At 72.0% G+C, this 17701-nt stretch carries 16 protein-coding genes; 5 read left to right on the plus strand and 11 right to left on the minus strand.

Annotated elements, in window-relative coordinates; genetic code table 11:
• Positions 1-122: 122 nt before the first annotated feature.
• Positions 123-1334 carry an acyl-CoA dehydrogenase family protein gene (locus ACLQ26_RS32840; RefSeq protein ID WP_425748247.1) on the minus strand — a complete coding sequence of 404 codons (1212 nt, stop codon included), beginning with the start codon at positions 1332-1334 and terminating at the stop codon, positions 123-125.
• A gap of 1 nt (position 1335) precedes the next feature.
• A complete protein-coding gene (locus ACLQ26_RS32845; protein ID WP_425748248.1) occupies positions 1336-1788 on the minus strand; it encodes an SCP2 sterol-binding domain-containing protein in 453 nt (150 codons plus the stop codon).
• 68 nt (positions 1789-1856) lie between these two features.
• Here ACLQ26_RS32845 and ACLQ26_RS32850 point away from each other — a divergent pair, with 68 nt between their 5' ends.
• Entirely contained in the window at positions 1857-2495 is a 639-nt protein-coding gene (locus ACLQ26_RS32850; protein WP_363681099.1) for a TetR/AcrR family transcriptional regulator, read from the plus strand.
• Here ACLQ26_RS32850 and ACLQ26_RS32855 read toward each other — a convergent pair.
• Complete coding sequence (locus ACLQ26_RS32855) at positions 2470-3126, minus strand: DedA family protein (protein ID WP_425748249.1); 657 nt, start codon at positions 3124-3126, stop codon at positions 2470-2472. The two genes, ACLQ26_RS32850 and ACLQ26_RS32855, sit on opposite strands and share 26 nt — an antisense overlap.
• Before the next feature lie 170 nt (positions 3127-3296).
• On the opposite strand from ACLQ26_RS32855, the gene ACLQ26_RS32860 reads away from it, so the two are divergent.
• Together ACLQ26_RS32860 and ACLQ26_RS32865 are read left to right on the plus strand one after the other, a co-directional pair.
• Positions 3297-4445: a sensor histidine kinase gene (locus tag ACLQ26_RS32860; RefSeq protein ID WP_425748250.1), complete on the plus strand. Its 1149-nt coding sequence runs from the start codon at positions 3297-3299 to the stop codon at positions 4443-4445.
• Positions 4442-5083: a response regulator gene (locus tag ACLQ26_RS32865; RefSeq protein WP_425748251.1), complete on the plus strand. Its 642-nt coding sequence runs from the start codon at positions 4442-4444 to the stop codon at positions 5081-5083. The genes ACLQ26_RS32860 and ACLQ26_RS32865 overlap by 4 nt, the downstream gene beginning before the upstream one ends.
• 15 nt (positions 5084-5098) lie before the next feature.
• Here the strand turns inward: ACLQ26_RS32865 and ACLQ26_RS32870 are convergent, their stop codons facing one another.
• The 7 genes from ACLQ26_RS32870 to ACLQ26_RS32900 form a co-directional block, all read right to left on the minus strand.
• Entirely contained in the window at positions 5099-5716 is a 618-nt protein-coding gene (locus tag ACLQ26_RS32870; protein WP_425748252.1) for a DedA family protein, read from the minus strand.
• A gap of 70 nt (positions 5717-5786) precedes the next feature.
• Positions 5787-7049: an adenylosuccinate synthetase gene (locus ACLQ26_RS32875; protein WP_425748253.1), complete on the minus strand. Its 1263-nt coding sequence runs from the start codon at positions 7047-7049 to the stop codon at positions 5787-5789.
• A complete protein-coding gene (locus tag ACLQ26_RS32880; protein ID WP_425748254.1) occupies positions 7046-8005 on the minus strand; it encodes a hypothetical protein in 960 nt (319 codons plus the stop codon). The genes ACLQ26_RS32875 and ACLQ26_RS32880 overlap by 4 nt, the downstream gene beginning before the upstream one ends.
• Positions 8006-8014: 9 nt before the next feature.
• Positions 8015-8986 (minus strand): serine/threonine protein kinase, encoded by a 972-nt coding sequence (locus tag ACLQ26_RS32885; protein WP_425748255.1) that lies wholly within the window; start codon positions 8984-8986, stop codon positions 8015-8017.
• A complete protein-coding gene (locus ACLQ26_RS32890; RefSeq protein ID WP_425748256.1) occupies positions 8983-9735 on the minus strand; it encodes an NUDIX hydrolase in 753 nt (250 codons plus the stop codon). Before ACLQ26_RS32890 ends, ACLQ26_RS32885 begins: the two co-directional genes overlap by 4 nt.
• Positions 9736-9815: 80 nt before the next feature.
• The gene (locus tag ACLQ26_RS32895) at positions 9816-10634 is read right to left on the minus strand and encodes a MaoC/PaaZ C-terminal domain-containing protein (RefSeq protein WP_425748261.1); all 819 of its coding nucleotides are present in this window, start codon (positions 10632-10634) and stop codon (positions 9816-9818) included.
• 245 nt (positions 10635-10879) lie between these two features.
• Complete coding sequence (locus ACLQ26_RS32900; RefSeq protein WP_425748257.1) at positions 10880-12226, minus strand: 3-oxoacyl-ACP reductase; 1347 nt, start codon at positions 12224-12226, stop codon at positions 10880-10882.
• Between the two features lie 55 nt (positions 12227-12281).
• Between ACLQ26_RS32900 and ACLQ26_RS32905 the strand changes: the two genes are divergently transcribed.
• Positions 12282-13574 carry an acetyl-CoA C-acetyltransferase gene (locus ACLQ26_RS32905; protein WP_425748258.1) on the plus strand — a complete coding sequence of 431 codons (1293 nt, stop codon included), beginning with the start codon at positions 12282-12284 and terminating at the stop codon, positions 13572-13574.
• A gap of 54 nt (positions 13575-13628) precedes the next feature.
• Here ACLQ26_RS32905 and ACLQ26_RS32910 read toward each other — a convergent pair whose 3' ends face one another.
• Positions 13629-15950 (minus strand): PKD domain-containing protein, encoded by a 2322-nt coding sequence (locus ACLQ26_RS32910; RefSeq protein ID WP_425748259.1) that lies wholly within the window; start codon positions 15948-15950, stop codon positions 13629-13631.
• Between the two features lie 171 nt (positions 15951-16121).
• On the opposite strand from ACLQ26_RS32910, the gene purB reads away from it, so the two are divergent.
• On the plus strand, positions 16122-17546 hold the full coding sequence (gene purB, locus ACLQ26_RS32915; RefSeq protein ID WP_425748260.1) for an adenylosuccinate lyase: 1425 nt from the start codon (positions 16122-16124) through the stop codon (positions 17544-17546).
• Positions 17547-17701: the final 155 nt, after the last annotated feature.

Genomic DNA, 17701 nt, shown 5'->3' on the forward strand with positions numbered 1-17701 from the left:
AACACCAACAACGCCGGCCCCGTCGACCAACAGTTCATCTACGGCATCTGACCCACACCACCAGCGGGGCCCGGGACGACATCCCCGGGCCCCGCTGATCGCCGTGAGGAAGCTCGTCCAGCTCAGATGCGGTGGCCGGAGATCGCCCGGGAGATGACCAGTCGCTGGATTTCGGACGTACCCTCGAAAATGGTGTAGATCTTGGCGTCGCGGTACCAGCGTTCGACGGGGTGGTCGCGCAGGAAGCCGGCCCCGCCCAGCAACTGCACCGCCTTCTCGGTGACCGACACCGCCACCTCGCCGGCCTTGAGCTTGGACATTGAGCCCTCACCCGCGGTGAACGGGCGGTTGTTGCGGCCCATCCAGGAGGCGCGCCAGACCAGCAGCCGGGCGGCGTCGATCTCCATCCGCATGTCGGCGAGCGCGAACGCGACGGCCTGGTTCTCGATGATCGGCCGTCCGAACTGGACGCGGTCCTTCGCGTAGTCCAGGGCGTACTCGTAGGCGGCCCGGGCCACACCGAGCGCCTGCGCGCCGACGGTGGGTCGGGACAGCTCGAAGGTGCGCATCGCGGCCTGTCCGGTGGCCCGTTGCCCGGAGCGGGCGCGGTCCAGGCGTTCCAGCAGGGCGTCGCGTCCGCCGAGCAGGCAGCGGCCGGGTACGCGTACGCCGTCGAGGAAGACGTCGGCGGTGTGCGACGCGCGCAGGCCGAGTTTGCGCAGCTTGCGGGTCGCGGCCAGGCCGGGGGTGCCGGGCGGTACGACGAACGCCGCCTGCCCCCGGGAGCCGAGCGCGGGGTCGACGGAGGCGGTGATCACGTGCACTCCGGCGATGCCGCCGTTTGTGGCGTACGCCTTCTGGCCGGTGAGCACCCACTCGTCGGTGGTCTCGTCGTAGACGGCCCGGGTACGCATCGCGCTGACGTCGGAGCCCGCCTCCGGCTCGCTTGTGCAGAACGCGGCGACGGCCGGCGAGTCGACGTCGCCGAAGCACTGCGGAACCCACTCGACCAGCTGGTCGGGGGTGCCGGCGCCGTAGATGGCGGCGACGGCGAGCGAGGTGCCGAAGATGCTCAGGCCGATGCCGGCGTCACCCCAGAAGAGTTCCTCGCTGGCGATCGGCAGGGAGAGCCCGGTCGGGTCGGCCCAGCAGGTGGCGAGGAACTCGAAGCCGTAGAGGCCGACCTTGGCGGCTTCCTGGATCACCGGCCAGGGGGTGTCCTCGCGTTCGTCCCACTCGGCGGCGGCCGGGCGCACGACCTCGGCGGCGAAGCCGTGCACCCAGTCGCGTAGATCCCGCTGTTCCTCGTTCAGGTCGAGCGAGAACTCGGCCATGTCAGGCCTTGGGGATGTCGAACAGGTTGGCGATGTTGGCGGCGAGGCCGAGGTCGCCCTTCGCCTTCAGCTTGCCGGTCATGAACATCATCACCGGGTTGGCGCCACCGGAGACGATCTTCAGGAACTCGACCGGGCCCATGGTCAGGCTCAGCTTCGGGTCGTGCTGGGGGGTCTGGTTCACCTCGCACTTGCCGTCGGCGACGACCACCTCGTAGGTGTCGCTGCCGCCGTCCGGGCGACCGGTGATGATCCAGTGGATGACCGCGTTCGTGGAGCCGGCCCGGTCCGCGCGGAACAGCGACGGCATCCGGCCGAACACCTCGCCCAGGACCTTGCCGCGCAGGTCACCGGACATCACCTGGGCGATCTTGTCGTCCGGGGTGGACTTGACCAGCTGGGCGAACTCCTTGGGGCCGACGTTGGCGAAGTTGGCCGGGTCGAAGTCAGTCATCAGGTGCGCCTTCCGGAAGATTTGGCTACTCGTGCGTAACCCTACGCACGAGTAGGTATGCTCGCAAGGTGTCCAGCGTCCCCGCCTTCAAGCGCCTGCCGCGCGCCGTCCGCGAGCAGCAGATGCTCGACGCGGCCGTCAAGGTCTTCTCCCGACGCGGCTTCCACGCCGCCAGCATGGACGAGATCGCCGAGGACGCCGGCATCTCCAAACCCATGGTGTACGCGTACCTCGGCACCAAGGAGGAGCTGTTCGTCGCCTGCCTGCACCGGGAGGGGACCCGGATGATGCAGGCCATCGCCGGGGCGGCGGCCCCCGACCTGCCGGCCGACGAGCGGCTCTGGCGCGGGCTGCGGGCGTTCTTCGGCTTCGTCGGCGCACACCGCGACGGCTGGGCGGTGCTCTACCGGCAGGCCCGGGGCGAGCAGCCGTTCGCCGGCGAGCTGGCCACCATGCGCGCCCGGCTGGTCGAGGTGGTCGCCGGAATGCTCGACCACGCGCTGCGCGAGGAGGGCCGCGAGATCGCCGCCGTCGACCTGGAGGTCGTCGCGTACGCACTGGTGGGGGCGACCGAGTCGCTTGCCGACTGGCTCGCGGACCACCCGGAGGCGGACCCGGAGAAGACGGCCACCCGGATGATGAACGTGGCCTGGCTCGGGGCCGCCCAACTCCTGCACGGCGTCACCTGGCGTCCACCGGCCGACTGACGGCATCGGCGGAGACAGAGTCGCTGCCCGATTCGCCGGTCCGGCGGCGGTTGCGGAGCCAGCGGACCACCTCGACGACCACCGTCACCGTCAGGGCGAGGCCCAGACCGAGCAGGAGACCACGCAGCGGGTCCTGCTCGAAGGCCAGTCCTCCGACGTAGCCGACAAGCGCCGAGTAGAGGCCCCACGAGCTGGCGGCCAGCGTGTCGAAGGCCAGGAAACGTCGCCGGGGATACCGCACCGCACCCATGGTGAGGGTGACAGCGGTCCGGCCGCCCGGAACGTAGCGGGCCACGGTGAGGATCAGACCGCCCCTGGTGGCGATCCCCCGACGGGCCCGCTCGACGGCCGCTCGGCGTCGACCGTCGGGCGGCAGCCGGTCGAGCAGCCGCGTGCCACCGCCCCGCCCGATGGCGTACGAGACGTGGTCGCCGACCAGCGCTCCGGCGGCGGCCACCACGATCACCGCTGGCAGGTACGGCGCTCCCGAGGCCGCGAACACCCCCGCGGTGATCACAGCCGTCTCGCTCGGGACCACCGGGAAGAAACCGTCGAGCACCGCGATCGCGAAGATCGCCAGGTACACCCAGGGCGAGGACATCGTGTCGTGCAGCAGATCGAGTAGATCCATGGTGCTGATGCTGGTGCGGCCGGCGGCTCCCGACATCGGCCAGTGGTCAGGCGGGCGGCACTACTTAGGTAGCGGCCGGCCCGGACTCCGGGTCGGGGTCATCCCCCAGCCCACCCGGGTTCGACGGCGCGGGACGGGCCGAGCCGTCCGGGAAGCCATACGCTCACCGCGTGGCCTCCACCGTCGCCCTCCGGTGGGTCGTCCATCGGTACGCCCCGCCGCTGCTCGCCGCCCTGGTCGCCGTGACCGTCTGGGGCAGCGCGACCGGTGACCTCGGGGTCCGTTCGCCGCTGCCGGGCGCGGCCGTGCTGCTGATCGCACTGGGTTCGGCGTGGGCAGCCGGCACGGTCCGGACCCGTCGCTGGCCGTTGTTCCTGGCCGCGGCGGTCGGCTGGTTGGTGCTCGCCGCGGCGGCCGCCGGGGTGGTCGCCTCGTACCAGGCGGGTCTGCGGCTGCGCGGTCGCCAACTCGGCGGCTACCTCGCCGGCGCGGCAATGGTGCTGGCCGGCGGGGTGCTGGTCGGGCTGGCGGTCGGTGGCGTACGCCGGATCACCACCGCCACCACCGGCAACGTGCTGCTGCTCGCCGCCTGCCTGGTCGGGCTGCCGTTGGTCTTCGGCCTCTGGGTGCGGGCCCGTCAGGACACGCTCGCCGCTCTGCGGGACCGCGCCGAGCGGCTGGAACGCGAGCAGGAGGCCCGCGCCGACCGGGTTCGCGCCGAGGAGCGGACCCGGATCGCCCGGGAGATGCACGACGTGGTGGCGCATCGGGTCTCGCTGATGGTGGTGCATGCCGGGGCGCTGGAGGTGACCGCCGTGGACCCGGGGACCGTCGAGGCCGCCGCGCTGATCCGGACGACCGGCCGGCAGGCGCTCACCGACCTGCGTGAGGTGCTGGGTGTGCTGCGGCAGGCCGGCCTGGCCGTGACGCCGGAGCGAGGGCTCGACGCGGTGGACGAGTTGATCGGGGAGTCCCGTGCCGCCGGGCTGCGGGTGACCCGGCAGGACGAGGGCGCGCCGACGGCACTGCCGGCGACGCTGGGGCGCACCGCGTACCGGGTGGTCCGTGAGGCGTTGACAAACGTGCGCAAGCACGCGCCCGATGCCGAGACGACCGTCTGCCTGCGCTACCTGCCCGACGGGCTGGAGGTGCTGGTCCGCAACGGCCCGTCCACGGGCGGGTCGGCGCTGCCCGGTGCCGGGCAGGGGCTGCTCGGGCTGCGGGAGCGGGTCGAGCTGCTCGGCGGCAGGTTGGAGGCGACTCCGGTGGACGGCGGCTTCCTGGTCCGCGCCCTCATTCCGCTGGCGGGAGCGGCGTGATCCGGGTGGTGGTGGTCGACGACGAGCAACTGGTCCGTGCCGGGCTGCGGTTGATCCTGGAAGCGGCGGAGGACATCGCGGTCGTCGGTGAGGCAGGGGACGGCGTCGGCGCGCTGGAGCAGGCCAAACGGTTAAGCCCCGACGTGGTGCTGCTCGACGTGCGGATGCCGGGCGTCGACGGGCTGACGATCGCGCCCGAGGTGGTCGCCGCCGGTCCGAAGGTGATCATGTTGACCACCTTCGACCTCGACGAGTACGTACACCGGGCGCTGCGGGCCGGTGCGGTCGGCTTCCTGCTCAAGGACACCCCGCCTCGCGAGTTGGCTGCCGCCGTCCGTACGGTCGCCGCCGGGAACGCCATGCTCGCCCCGACGGTGACCCGCCGCCTGATCAGCTCGTTCGCCGAGCGTGGTCCGGCCCGCCGGGACGCGGCCCGTGAGCGGTTGGCGTCGCTGACCGAGCGGGAGCTGGCGATCGTCCGAGAGGTGGCGCGCGGGCACGGCAACGCGGAGATCGCCCGGAGGTTGACGATGAGCGAGGCCACCGTGAAGGCACACGTCAGCCGGGCGCTGGCGAAACTGCAGGCGGGCAACCGGGTGCAGTTGGCGATCCTGGTGCACGACGCCGACCTGCTGTGACGTCGAGTCGCCGGGTCAGTCGCGGGTGGCCGCGCGGCGGTGCGCGCGATGGCGCAGCCAGCGGACGCCCTCGATGCCCAGCGTGACGAGCACGGAGAGGCCGAGCCCGGCGAGGACACCCTTGATGGGGTGGCGCTCGAAGGCCAGCCCACCGAAGTAGCCGAGCAGCCCGCAGTACAGGGCCCAGGTGACAGTCGCTATCGCGTCGTAGAGCAGGAACGACCGGCGGGGATACCGCACGGCGCCCATGGTGAGGGTGACAGCGGTCCGGCCGCCCGGCAGGTAGCGGGAGGTCGTCAGGATCAGCCCGCCACGCTGGTCCAACGCACGGCGGGCCCACTCCGAGCTGGCCCGCCGTCGGCTGCCGTCGGGAAACCCGGCGAGGCGATTCGCGCCACCGCCGCGCCCGATGGCGTACGAGATGTGGTCGCCCGCGCAGGCGCCCAGCGCGGCCGCGACGATCACCGCCGCCAGGTTGGGGCTCCCGCTGGTGGAGAGCACGGCGGCGCTGATGACTGCCGCTTCACCGGGTACGGCCGGGAAGAACGCGTCGACCGCCGTGAGCCCGAAGATCAGCAGGTACACCCATGGTGAGGTGACGAGCTGTCGGAGCAGGTCGAGCGCGGAGTCCATGCCCTCATGCTCGCCGGGCGCGAGCCGCCCGGTGGCCGAGTCGGCGGATCACCCCCTCCGGTCCCGCGCGTCAGGCCGAGCGCAGCAGGGCGGGTGGGGCGAGCAGCGGGCCGTGCGTCCTCTTGTCGTCGGCGGTGGGGCCGTGCGAGGTCAGCGCCACCGGGGTGTCCAGCTCGGTGCCTATCGCCTCGACCCAGTCCGCCGGCGGGTCGTCGTACACCGGCCGCGAGCGCAGCAGGCGCGCGGTGAGCGCGGCCTGCCGGTCCAGGTCCCCGGGAGGGCCGGGGGTGAGCCGGTCGGTGGTGTCGTAGCGGCGGCAGATCCGCAGGTCGGGGCCGGCGAGGTCGAGGTGGGTGAGCGCCAGGCCGTCGACACCGCCGGCCGCGGCGAGGGCGTACCTGTGGGCGACCGCGTCGAAGTGGCCGAACCGGAACCGGCCCTGCCAGGGGTTCGTCGGGTTGCGCGGGTCGGCGAGCGGCAGGGCCGGGTCCTCGGTCACCAGCGGGCCGGCGCCGTGTCTTGTGGTGACGATCCGCAGCACCCCGAGCCGGGTCGCCTCGCCGGACTGGCCCGCCTCGGCGAGCAGGCCGTCCGCGTTGGCGAACGTGGTGGTGCTCCACGTCGTGTACGGGTGGAAGCCGTGCCACTCGTCGAGCAGCACCCCCTGCGCGCCCTCGAACACGCAGGTCCCGGTGCGCAGCGCCCCGGCGAGCCAGGTCCCGTCGACGATGGCGACCCGCCCGGCGAACCCGGTGAACGCGGGCAGGCAGTCCTCGACCGGCGGCGCGTCCAGCGGGCCGAGCTCGGCGGTCAGCCGGTCCCGCAGGGCGGTCAACCTGCGACGCAGCAAACCTGGGCTGCGGCAGTCGCCGACCCGGGGCGCGTCGTCGGGGTGGGCGAGACCGTACGCGACGGCCTCGCCCACCCCCAGCCCGCAGGAGCCGTGCCGGTCGGCCCCCCGGGCGATCTCCCGGGCCCGGTTGGCGGCCCGGTGGTACGGGGTGGCGAGCAGCGCGTCGGAGTCGACGGTCAGCCGGTCGAGCGCGTCGGGCACCCCGACCGTGGCGAGATGGTCGGCCTCAGCGGCCAGCGCCAACGGGTCCACCACCACGTGCCGGGACAGGTGCGTACCGACGCCGGGGTGGAACGTGCCCGCGCCGAACTGCGCGAACGTGTGGTGCCGCCCGTCGCGCAGCACGACGTTGTGCGCCGCCTGCGCGCCCCCGTTGAAGCGGACCACCGTGTGCACCTGGCGGGTGGCGCAGAGCCAGTCCACGACAGTGCCCTTGCCGGCGTCGCCGTAGCCGAGGTCGACCACCGCCACGTGCCTCACAGTCGGGTCACCCCGCCGGTGGTGTCGCGGAACGCCGGCAGCGTCGACACCTCGGCCCGCCGTCCCCGGCCGAGGCGGGCCAGGGCCTTCGACACGGTGCCGGTGGCGCGGGAACCGGCGTGGTCCAGGTGGCGCAGGCCCTCGTCCAGGTCGATGGCCTGCTCGCCGAGCCCGATGGTGAGCGCGATGGTCTCGCAGACGGCGTCCAGGTCGTCGAGGACGACGGCGTTCTGCCCGAGCAGGTCCCGCCAGAAGTCGAGCACCGTGGCGTTGCCGGCGTAGTGGCTGCCGGCCGGGAGCAGGTAGTAGGTGTCCCAGCGGCGCGTCACCTCGTCGACGACCTGCCGCAACGGCACGTTCTCGCCCAGGTCGTCGCCGATCAGGCCGGCCACCTCACGGGCTTTGACCTGCGGGTACGCCAGCTCGTCGCCGATGATGAACAGGTAGCCGCGCCGGCCACGCTTCTCCCAGTTGTCGGTGACTGTGTGCCGGGCCATGAAGTACAGGGCCAGCTCGTACGACTCGCTCATCTGCCCGCCGCCACCGCCTTCGAGGACGATCCGGCCGAGGTCGTCGTCCATCCGGTTGTCCGACTCGAACTGGCCGACCTGCAGCGGCACCCGGTCGCAGGTGGCGTCGCCGATCGCGCCGAACATGATCTGCGGGTCGCTGGCGTACCCCTGCCGTTGCAGCAGCCCGAGCAACTGCGGCAGCTTGGTCTGCAGGGCGCGGGGCACCCTGCGCATCGAGCCGGTCACGTCGAAGAGCACCGCGATGGGCGTCGACTGCGGGTGCTCGTCGGAGTCGCGGCTCTCCCGGCTCGCGTCGCGGGGGTCGAGCGCGGGGTGCACGGTGCGTGCCCCGCTGTCGCTGTAGGAGAACGCGCTGCGGCCGGTGGAGCGCCGGTAGCGGTCGGCGGCGTCGTACACGTCGGTGGACCAGATTCCACTGCCCATGACAGCTCCCTAGGGGGTGAGGGTGAAGGGTCGGAAGGTGCGTGGCCCGTAGAGCCGGTCCAGCACCTGGTCGAGTTCGCGCAGCAGACGCCAGGCGTCGTCGGGCCGGCCGTCCAGGTGCCGCTGCCGGCAACCCTGCGCGAAGGTGTGCAGTTCGCGGGGCGCACGGGGCCCCATCAGCCAGCTCATGCAGCGGCTGGCCATCGCGATGTCGGTCCCCGGGCCGCAGGGCCGCCTGCGGAGGATCTCCTCCGGGTACCACTCCTCCTGGCCGGGTACCAGCGCCGGAATCGTGCTGCCCACGGCCGCGGAGAAGCACCAGTCGACGAGCACGACGCCGTGGGCGTCCGGCTCGATCAGCACGTGGCGCGGCAGGACCGCGCCGTGCACCAGGCCCGCCCGGTGGGCAAGGCCGAGCACCACCAGCAGCCGCCGCCACATCCAGGCCACGTCCCGGGCGTCCAACCCGTGGGGGTACGCGTGCCGCACCTCGTCCAGGTCGTGCAGGCCGGGTGCGGTGGCGAGCACGGTGATCCGCCGTTCGGCACCATCGGCGGCGTCGCGGTGCGGGAACTCGTCGACGAGCCGGGGCACGTACGGCAGGTAGCGCGGGTCGCCGCGCTCGGCGATGGTGTGCAGCGCGTGTGCCTCGCGAGCCATCAGGTCGTTGTCGGTGGGCCTGCGGGGGAGCTTGAGCAGCCGGTCGGCACCGACGTCGTAGAGGTCGGCCAGGTCACCCGAGTGGGCAGGCGTGCCGAGTCGGTAGTCGCCGAGGACGGTGACCCGCCGGGCCTGCCACCGGGTGGTGACGTGGACGAACGCGTCGAGGGCTTCGGCGCGTACCGCAGGGTCGGCCGGCAGGCGGTCGGGGTGCAGGGCCGCGACAAGCTCGCGGTAGCGGCGGGCCGGCTGGTCCGCGCCGAACAGGTCGGCGTCGGTGCGGGCCGCCGCGACCAGGCCGATGGCCTCGGCCGCCCTCATCGCACCGTCTCCTCGCGGGCGGGGCGCAGCAGCGCCGGGTGCAGCAGGCGGGCGTCGCCGGCCCGGTAGAGCCGGGCGCGGGGGCCACCCCGGGAACCACCGCGCTCGGTGCTGGCGCCGGTGCTCTCCACGAAGCCCGGGACGGAGAGCACCTTGCGGTGGAAGTTGCCGGCGTGCAGCGCGTGACCCCAGACCGTCTCGTAGACGGCACGCAGCTCGCTGATCGTGAACTCGGCGGCCAGGAAGCGCGTGGCGAGCGGGGTGTACTCCAGCTTGGACCGGGCCCGCTCCAACGCGTCGTCGATGATCCGGCCATGGTCGAAGGCGAGCTGCCGGCTGGTCAGCGCGGTCACCGGCAGCCAGATCGCCTCGTCGGCGTCGGTGCCGGCGGCCGGATCGGGCAGGTCGGGGGCGAACGCGAGGTGGGCGATCGACACGACACGCATCCGCGGGTCACGGTCGGGAGCGCCGTAGCTGCCCAACTGCTCCAGGTGTACGCGGCGCAGCCCCTCCCCGCCGAGCCCGGTCTCCTCGGCCAGCTCCCGTCGGGCGCCGGCGGTCAGGTCCTCGTCGGGGCGGACGAACCCACCGGGCAGCGCCCAGTGGCCGGCGAAGGGTGCCTCGCCGCGCCGGATCAGCAGCAGGTGCAGCGCGTCGTCGCGGATGGTCAGGGCCACCACGTCGACGGTCACGGCGACCGACGGGTAGTCCCGCGGGTCGTACGCGGCCAGGAACTCCTGCTCGTTCATCGCGTCTCTCTCACTCTGAGAACATCTCTTTCTGAGAACAACTTAGCGTATGCGAGTGCCCCTGCCAAGAGGGGCGCTCGTCAGCGCAGGAGACCCGCCAGGTGCGGTCGGCCGCGCGAGTCGTGCAGGGCGAACCCGCCGTCCGGGAGGAGGGCGAAGTTGACAGTGCTCGGCAGCGGTACGGGCAGCTTGAACGCCACCTCGACGGTGCAGGCGTCCGGCAGCCGGGTCTCCAGCGCGGCCAGGCAGCGCGCCTTGCTCCACATCCCGTGCGCGATGGGCCGGCGGAAGCCGAACAATCGCGCCCCGAGCCGAGAGGTGTGGATCGGGTTGTGGTCCCCGGAGACCCGCGCGTACTCCGTGCCGACGCGCGGCTCCACCCGCCAACGAGCCGTGGCGGCCGGTGTCGCGGGACGTTCGCTCCGGTCGCGCCCTGCATCGGCCTTGCGCTCCCGACCCAGGTACGTCGATACGCCGCGCCACACCTCCTCGCCGTCGACCGAGCCGACAAGCACCACGTCCACCTGCCGCCCCCGGTCGTGTGGACGCAGGTTCTCCGCGTACGTCGTGAAGTCGAGGGTCTCGTCTGCGGTGATCGGGCGGCGCGTGGTGATCCGGTTGCCGACGTGCACCAGGCCGATCAGCGGAAGGGGAAAGCCCGGCGCGGTCATCAGCCGCAGGGCCAGCGGGAAGCCCAGGACATGCGGGAACGTCGCGGGCAGCCGGTCGGTGAGCCGGAACCCGCAGACCCGGTCGTAGTCGGCCAGGTGCGCCCGGTCGGTCCGCACCCCGGCCACGGCGAACTCGACAGCCGGCAGGTCGGTCCCGCGCCGTCCACCACCGAGACCGGGCAGCGTGCCGAGCGCGGCCCGCCGGTACAGCGCGCCCGACGCGGGCATCCGGGGCAGCTCCACGCGGGTCCGGCTGCCCGTGCCGGCCCGACCGTCCCCGCCGAGGTCACGTGTCACCTCGGCCGCCGAGGCCGTCAGGTCGTGGGTCTGCTCGACGCTCAGGTCGGGGCCGGCGGCTTCCGGCCGGCGGATCGCGTCAAGCGTCTCGGACGACAGGATCTCGGTGGGGCCTTCGATCAGGTCGTGGACCGATAGGTCGTCGGGTTCCCTCGCGGGCTCTCTCCTCCTGGCCATCACGCCCCCAGCAGACTCTGGCCGCAGACTCGGACCACGTTGCCGCTGACCGCGCCGCTGGCCGGCCAGGCCAGCCAGCCGATCGTCTCGGCCACGTCCTCCGGCAGACCGCCCTGCGCCAGGCTGTTCATCCGCCGGCCCGCCTCGCGGACCACAAGCGGGATGCGCGCGGTCATCCGGGTCTCGATGAATCCGGGGGCCACCGCGTTGACGCTGATCCCTCGCTCGCGCAGAGCCGGGGCGAGGGAGTCGACCAGGCCGATCACGCCGGCCTTGCTGGTGGCGTAGTTGGTCTGGCCGCGATTGCCGGCGATCCCGGCGATCGAGGAGACGCCGATGATCCGGCCGCCGGCCGGGATCAGTTCCCGCTCCAGCAGCACGTCGTTGATCCGCTCCTGACTGGACAGGTTGACGTCGATGACCTGGTCCCACCGGTCGGCGTCCATCCGGCCGAGCGTCTTGTCCCGGGTGATGCCGGCGTTGTGCACCACCACGTCGACCCGGCCGTGTCGGCTGGCCAGGTGGTCGGCGAGCCGGGTCGGCGCGTCCGGCGCGGTCAGGTCGAGTTGCACCGCCGTACCGCCGATGTCGTTCGCCACGGCGGCGAGGGCGTCACCGGCCGCCGGGACGTCCAGGGCGATCACCTGTGCGCCGTCGCGGGCGAGGACCCGGGCGAGGGCCGCGCCGATGCCCCGGGCGGCCCCGGTGACAAGCACCACCTGCCCGTCCAGCGGGCGGTTCCAGTCGGCCGGGGCGTTGGCCGCGCCGGGGCCCACCCGGATGACCTGCCCCGAGACGTACGCGGACCGGCCGGAGAGCAGAAACCGGAGTGTCGATTCCAGGCTGGTTTCGTTGGCGTCGCGAGTTACCTGGACGAGTTGCGCCGTGGTGCCCCGACCGAACTCCTTGCCGATGCTGCGGACCAACCCCTCCAGGGCGCGCTGTGCTGTCGCCTCACGGGGTGTCGGGCACTCCTGCGGCGGAGTGCCGAGCACGATCACCCGACCGCTGGGCAGCAGCGCCCGGGCCTGCGGGTGGAAGAAGTCGTAGAGCTGCCGCAGTTGGGTCGAGTCGGTGATGCCTGTGGCGTCGTACACCAGGGCGCCGAAGCGGTCCTGTGGTCCGGCCGTGCCGGTGTCGCGCAGCTCGACCCCGGCGGCGGTCAGGATCGTGGTGACCGGCTCGACGAGTCGGCCCCCGCCGGCCGCGCCGAGCAGGGCCGGCCCGGTCAGCAGCGGGTCGCCGGGATGGTGTCGGCGCAGTCGCGGCGGGTCGGGCAGCCCGAGGCGCTTGACCAGCGCGCGGCCGGCGGCCGATTGGACGAAGCTCGCGTACCTGTCGGTCATGCGCGTAGCCTACTGGCGAGTAGGGTTCGAGCAACACTTGTCGAGGAGGCGGATCGTGCAGAGCATCCGGCGGGTCGCGGTCATCGGGGGCAACCGCATCCCCTTCGCCCGTTCCAACTCCCGCTACGCGGACGCGTCAAACGCGGATCTGCTCGGCGCGGCGCTGGACGGCCTGATCGCCCGTTACGGGCTGGCCGGGCAGCGGATTGGCGAGGTGGTGGCCGGGGCGGTGCTCAAGCACTCCCGCGACTTCAACCTCACCCGCGAGGTGGTGCTCGGCTCCCGGCTCGACCCGCACACCCCCGCCTACGACATCCAGCAGGCCTGCGGCACCGGCCTGGAGGCGGCCATCCTGGTCGCCAACAAGATCGCCCTCGGTCAGCTCGACGTCGGCATCGCCGGCGGCGTCGACACCACCTCCGACGCCCCGCTCGCGGTCAACGAGGACATGCGGCGCACGCTGCTCAAGCTCAACTCGGCCCGCACGCTCGGCCAGCGGATGAAGATCGCCGCGAAGTTGCGCCCGCTCCAGCCGTTCAAGCCGGAGATCCCGCGCAACGCCGAGCCGCGTACCGGCCTGTCCATGGGGGACCACGCCGCCCGCACCGCCGCGCAGTGGCAGGTCGAGCGGCGCGCGCAGGACGAGTTGGCGCTGCGCTCGCACCAGCGGCTCGCCGCCGCATACGAGCGGGGCTTCTTCGACGACCTGATGACGCCCTACCTGGGGCTCACCCGGGACCAGAACCTGCGCCCGGACAGCACCCTGGAGAAGCTCGGCTCGCTGAAGCCGGTCTTCGGCACCCGTGGCCCGGACGCCGAGCAGGCCACCATGACCGCCGGGAACTCGTCGCCGCTCACCGACGGCGCGTCCACTGTGCTGCTGGCCAGCGAGGAGTGGGCGCGGGAACACAGCCTGCCGGTGCTCGCCTGGTTCAGCTGGTCCGAGACGGCGGCCGTGGACTTCGTGCACGGCGACGAGGGGCTGCTGATGGCCCCCGCGTACGCGGTGCCGCGGATGCTGGCCCGTGCCGGGCTGACGTTGCAGGACTTCGACTACTACGAGATCCACGAGGCGTTCGCGTCGCAGGTGCTTGCCACCCTCGCCGCCTGGGAGTCGCCGGAGTTCTGCAAGGACCGGCTCGGCCTGGATGCGCCGCTGGGCGCGATCGACACCGACCGGCTCAACGTGAACGGCTCGTCGCTGGCCGCCGGGCACCCGTTCGCCGCGACGGGCGGGCGGATCGTGGCGACGCTGGCGAAGCTGCTCGCCGAAAAGGGGAGCGGGCGTGGCCTGATCTCGATCTGCGCGGCCGGCGGCCAGGGCGTGACGGCGATCCTGGAGCGCTGACGGGCGACGCCCGCCCGGTTCTGAGCCGGGCGGGCGTCGTGTGTCGTGGACGGCTCAGCCGAGTGTGAACTTCTCCCAGATGCCGATGGCCGTACGGTTGGCGATCAGTGGCTTCGCCCCGGCTCCGTCTGCGCTGACGTAGCGGCCGTTGACGACGGCCTTGAAGCTCACCGTGCCGTCGCTGTTGCGGGTCATGGTGAACCGCTCCCAGGGGCCGACCGTGGGCCGGTTCGCGATCAGGGGTTTGGTGCCGGCACTCTCGGCGGTGACAAAGCGGTTGTTGGCGCGGGCGAAGAGGCCGACCTGGCCGGCGCCGAGGTCGACGACGTCGAACAGCTCCCACGCACCGACGGTCGGCCGGTTCGCGATCAGCGGCTTCACACCTGCGCTCTCGGCCACGACGTAGAGGCCGTTGACGCTGGCCTTCAGAGACCTGTTCGCGTCCGCGACCGGCACCTGGTGGAACTTCTCCCAGGGGCCGATGGCGGATCGGCTGGCCGACAGGGCGACGGCTCCGCCGGGCTCGGCGGCGACGTACAGCCCGTTACTCCCCTTGAGGCTGACGGTGCCGTCGCTGTTTCGGACGATCGTGAACTCTTCCAGGGTGCCGACCACCTGGCTGGTGGCGTTCAGCGTTCCCGGGTCGGATGAAGTCCGGGTGACGTAGAGGCCGCTGGCCCGGGACAGGAGGGCGACCTGGCCGTTGCCGGCGTCCGCCAGGTCGTACTGCGCGGTCGCCGTCAACCCGACCTGGTTGGGCAGGAGGTTCGGCGCGGTGGTGCCGACGTAGCGCAGGTTGGACAGGGCGAGCAAGCCCACTGTCGCCGTCCGCCGCAGCACGCTCACCCGCTCGGTGCTGCTGCCCGACAGGCCGTCGGCGCCGCTGGCGCTGACGGTGACCTCGTAGGTGCCCGGCGTGGCGTACTTGTGTGTGATGCGCGGACTCGCCTGGGCGACGGAGGTGCCGTCGCCGAATGTGAACTCGTATCGATCGATCGGGACGAAGCCTGGCTGGGAGGCGGAGGCGTCCAGGCTGACCGTGCTCGTGCCGAGGTCCAGGGTCGCCTCGAAGGACGACACCGGGTGCTTGGCCGGCTCCGTCGCGCCACGGTCGGCGTACGTGATCGGGCCGGCACCGGTGTTCGGCACGGCCGGGTCGTCACGACGTGGCAGGCCCGCGCTGTCGACTTCCTGGTAGCCGGGTGCCGCTGAGTTCGCCGAGTCGACGTTGTCCTGATTTCTCGTCGTTTCCCGGTCGTGTGCGGCCTGCCCGGAAACGGTGCGGAAGCGGGTGAGCCCCATCAGGGTGCCGTTCCAGGAGTAGCTGGGCGCGGACGCGTTCCAGTGCCAGACGTTGTTGTAATCGATCACCGTGCCGGCCGGTGCCTCGTCGTAGACCCCGACCTCGACTCCTGCGGGGGCCTGTCGATCGCAGTAGACCTGGGAGAAGGCGCCGTTGTTGCGGAGCACGTTGTTCTGGATCGAGACGCGGGAGGACGCCCCGTCGATCCGGACTCCGCCGAGGCAGCGATCCTGGATGTCGTTGTTCGCGATGGCCGTGCCCGTGGCGCCACGGTTGTGGATGCCGTAACCGATCCCGCCCAAGATTCGGTTGTTGGCCACCACCGTGTCGGAGGCGCCAGGGCCCACCTCGATGGCGGGGCCGGAGAAGCCGGTGACATCGCTGCCGAGGATGGTGTTGCGCGGCCCGTCGATGCGGATGCCCACGCTCCCCTCGTTAGCGGCTTGGATCGGCGTGGCGGCCACTATTACGTCGTCGACTGTCACCCCGCTGGTGGCAGCATCCATGGTCAGCCCGCCGGCAGGTGTCGCTCCGGTGGCCCTGACCTCTTCCAGCAGCGCTCCCGTCACGTCGACGAGTCGGATGGCGGGCGCCGTCGCGACGGCCGTCATCGTGAACCTGCCGCCCGCGACCAGGATGTTCGAGGCGTTGCGTAGGTCGAGGGCGGGCACGTCGGCCGCCCCGCTGACGTTGAACCCCTCGAGGTGGATGTCGTGTTGCCCGTCGACGACCAGGCCCGCAGTCGGCCCGACAAGCGTGACCGGCCTTTCTGAGGTCCTGGCGATGAAGGCGATCGACGCCTCCGGTGTGCCGCTGCGGGTGACGGTGACCCGCTCGGCGTAAAGGCCGCCGTCGACGTAGACCGTCGTGCCGGCGGTCACCACGGCAGCGGCGGCACCGATCGTGCAGAACGGCGCTGCTTCGGATCCGGGCCCCTGGTCGGAGCAGTCGGCGGCAGCCTTATTGACGTAGAAAACCGTTGGTTCGACCGCTTGGGCGGGTCCGCCCGTTGCCAACAGGGTGCCGCCGGTCACCGCGGTCACGGTGAGACCGGCGAGGAGATTCTTGCGCATGCATGCCCTCTGTCGAGGTGGAGGATCCGGCGTCGCCGGAGTCAGAGAGGAGGATGATCCACTACCGGTAGGTGGCGCACGGTCCGGGGCGACAAAACGGCCACGCGGTCCCACCGGCACCCTGGTGGCCTCCTGGCCGGCCGGACCGCCGGGTAGGAGAGAATGAGGTACGTGACGACGATCCCGAACGTGCTCGCCAACAGGTACGCCTCGCCCGAGTTGGTCGCCCTCTGGTCACCGGAGGAGAAGGTCCGGATGGAGCGGCGGCTCTGGCTCGCCGTGCTCCGTGCGCAGCGTGACCTGGGCGTGCCCGTCCCGGACGGCGTGGTCGAGGCGTACGAGCGGGTGCTCGACCAGGTCGACCTCGCCTCGATCGCGGAGCGGGAACGGGTCACCCGGCACGACGTGAAGGCCCGCATCGAGGAGTTCAGCGCGCTCGCCGGGCACGAGCACGTGCACAAGGGGATGACCTCCCGGGATCTCACCGAGAACGTCGAGCAGCTCCAGGTGCGCGCCTCGCTGGAGCTGATCCGGGACCGGGTGGTGGCCACCCTCGCCCGGTTGGCCTGGCTCGCGTACGAGCACACCGAGCTGGTGATGACGGGTCGTTCGCACAACGTGGCGGCGCAGGCCACCACGCTTGGCAAGCGCTTCGCCTCAGCGGCGGAGGAGCTGCTGATCGCGTACGAGCGGCTGGAGGATCTGATCGCCCGCTACCCGCTGCGCGGCATCAAGGGCCCGGTCGGCACGTCCGCCGACCAGCTGGACCTCTTCGACGGCGACGCCGACAAGGTGGCCGAGCTGGAGCGCCGCGTCGCCGAGCACCTAGGCTTCGCGCGGGTGCTGGACAGCGTCGGGCAGGTCTACCCGCGCTCGTTGGACTTCGACGTGCTGTCGGCGCTGGCGCAGACCGCCGCCGCACCGTCGTCGCTGGCCACCACGATCCGGCTGATGGTCGGTCAGGAGCTGGTCACCGAGGGCTTCAAGCCGGGCCAGGTGGGCTCCAGCGCGATGCCGCACAAGATGAACACCCGCTCGTCGGAGCGGGTGAACGGCTTCGCGGTGATCATCCGGGGCTACCTGTCGATGGTCGGTGAGCTGGCCGGTGACCAGTGGAACGAGGGGGACGTGTCCTGCTCGGTGGTCCGGCGGGTGGCTCTGCCGGATGCGTTCTTCGCCGCCGACGGGCTGTTCCAGACGTTCCTGACCGTGCTCGACGAGTTCGGCGCGTACCCGGCGGTGATCAACCGGGAGTTGGAGCGGTTCCTGCCCTTCCTGGCCACCACCAAGATCCTGGTGGCGGCCGTCCGGCGCGGCGTCGGCCGGGAGGTCGCACACGAGGTGATCAAGGAACACGCGGTCGCCGTGGCGCTGGCCATGCGCGAGAAGGGCGCCCCGGAGAACGACCTGTTCGACCGCCTGGCCGCCGATGGCCGCCTCGGCCTGTCCCGTGCCGACATCGACACCCTGGTCGCCGACCGCGGCGCCTTCGTGGGCGCAGCGAAGACCCAGGTGGAAGCGGTAAACCGCCGCATCACCACAGTGGTAGAAACCCATCCAAACGCGGCAACCTACAGCCCGCCCCCGATCCTGTAACGCCCCCTGCGCGCCCCCTCTGCCGCGCCACCCCTGTCGCGCCACCCCTGTCGATCATGAAGTTATTGCCTCGTCCGCCGGCTTGGGGTCAAGGGGTGAGTGCAATCGTTAGGCGGCGATGAGGTGGTCCAGGCGTTCGGCTGGGGTTGCCCAGT

The organism is Micromonospora sp. DT43 (genome assembly GCF_049841645.1).
Taxonomy (GTDB): domain Bacteria; phylum Actinomycetota; class Actinomycetes; order Mycobacteriales; family Micromonosporaceae; genus Micromonospora.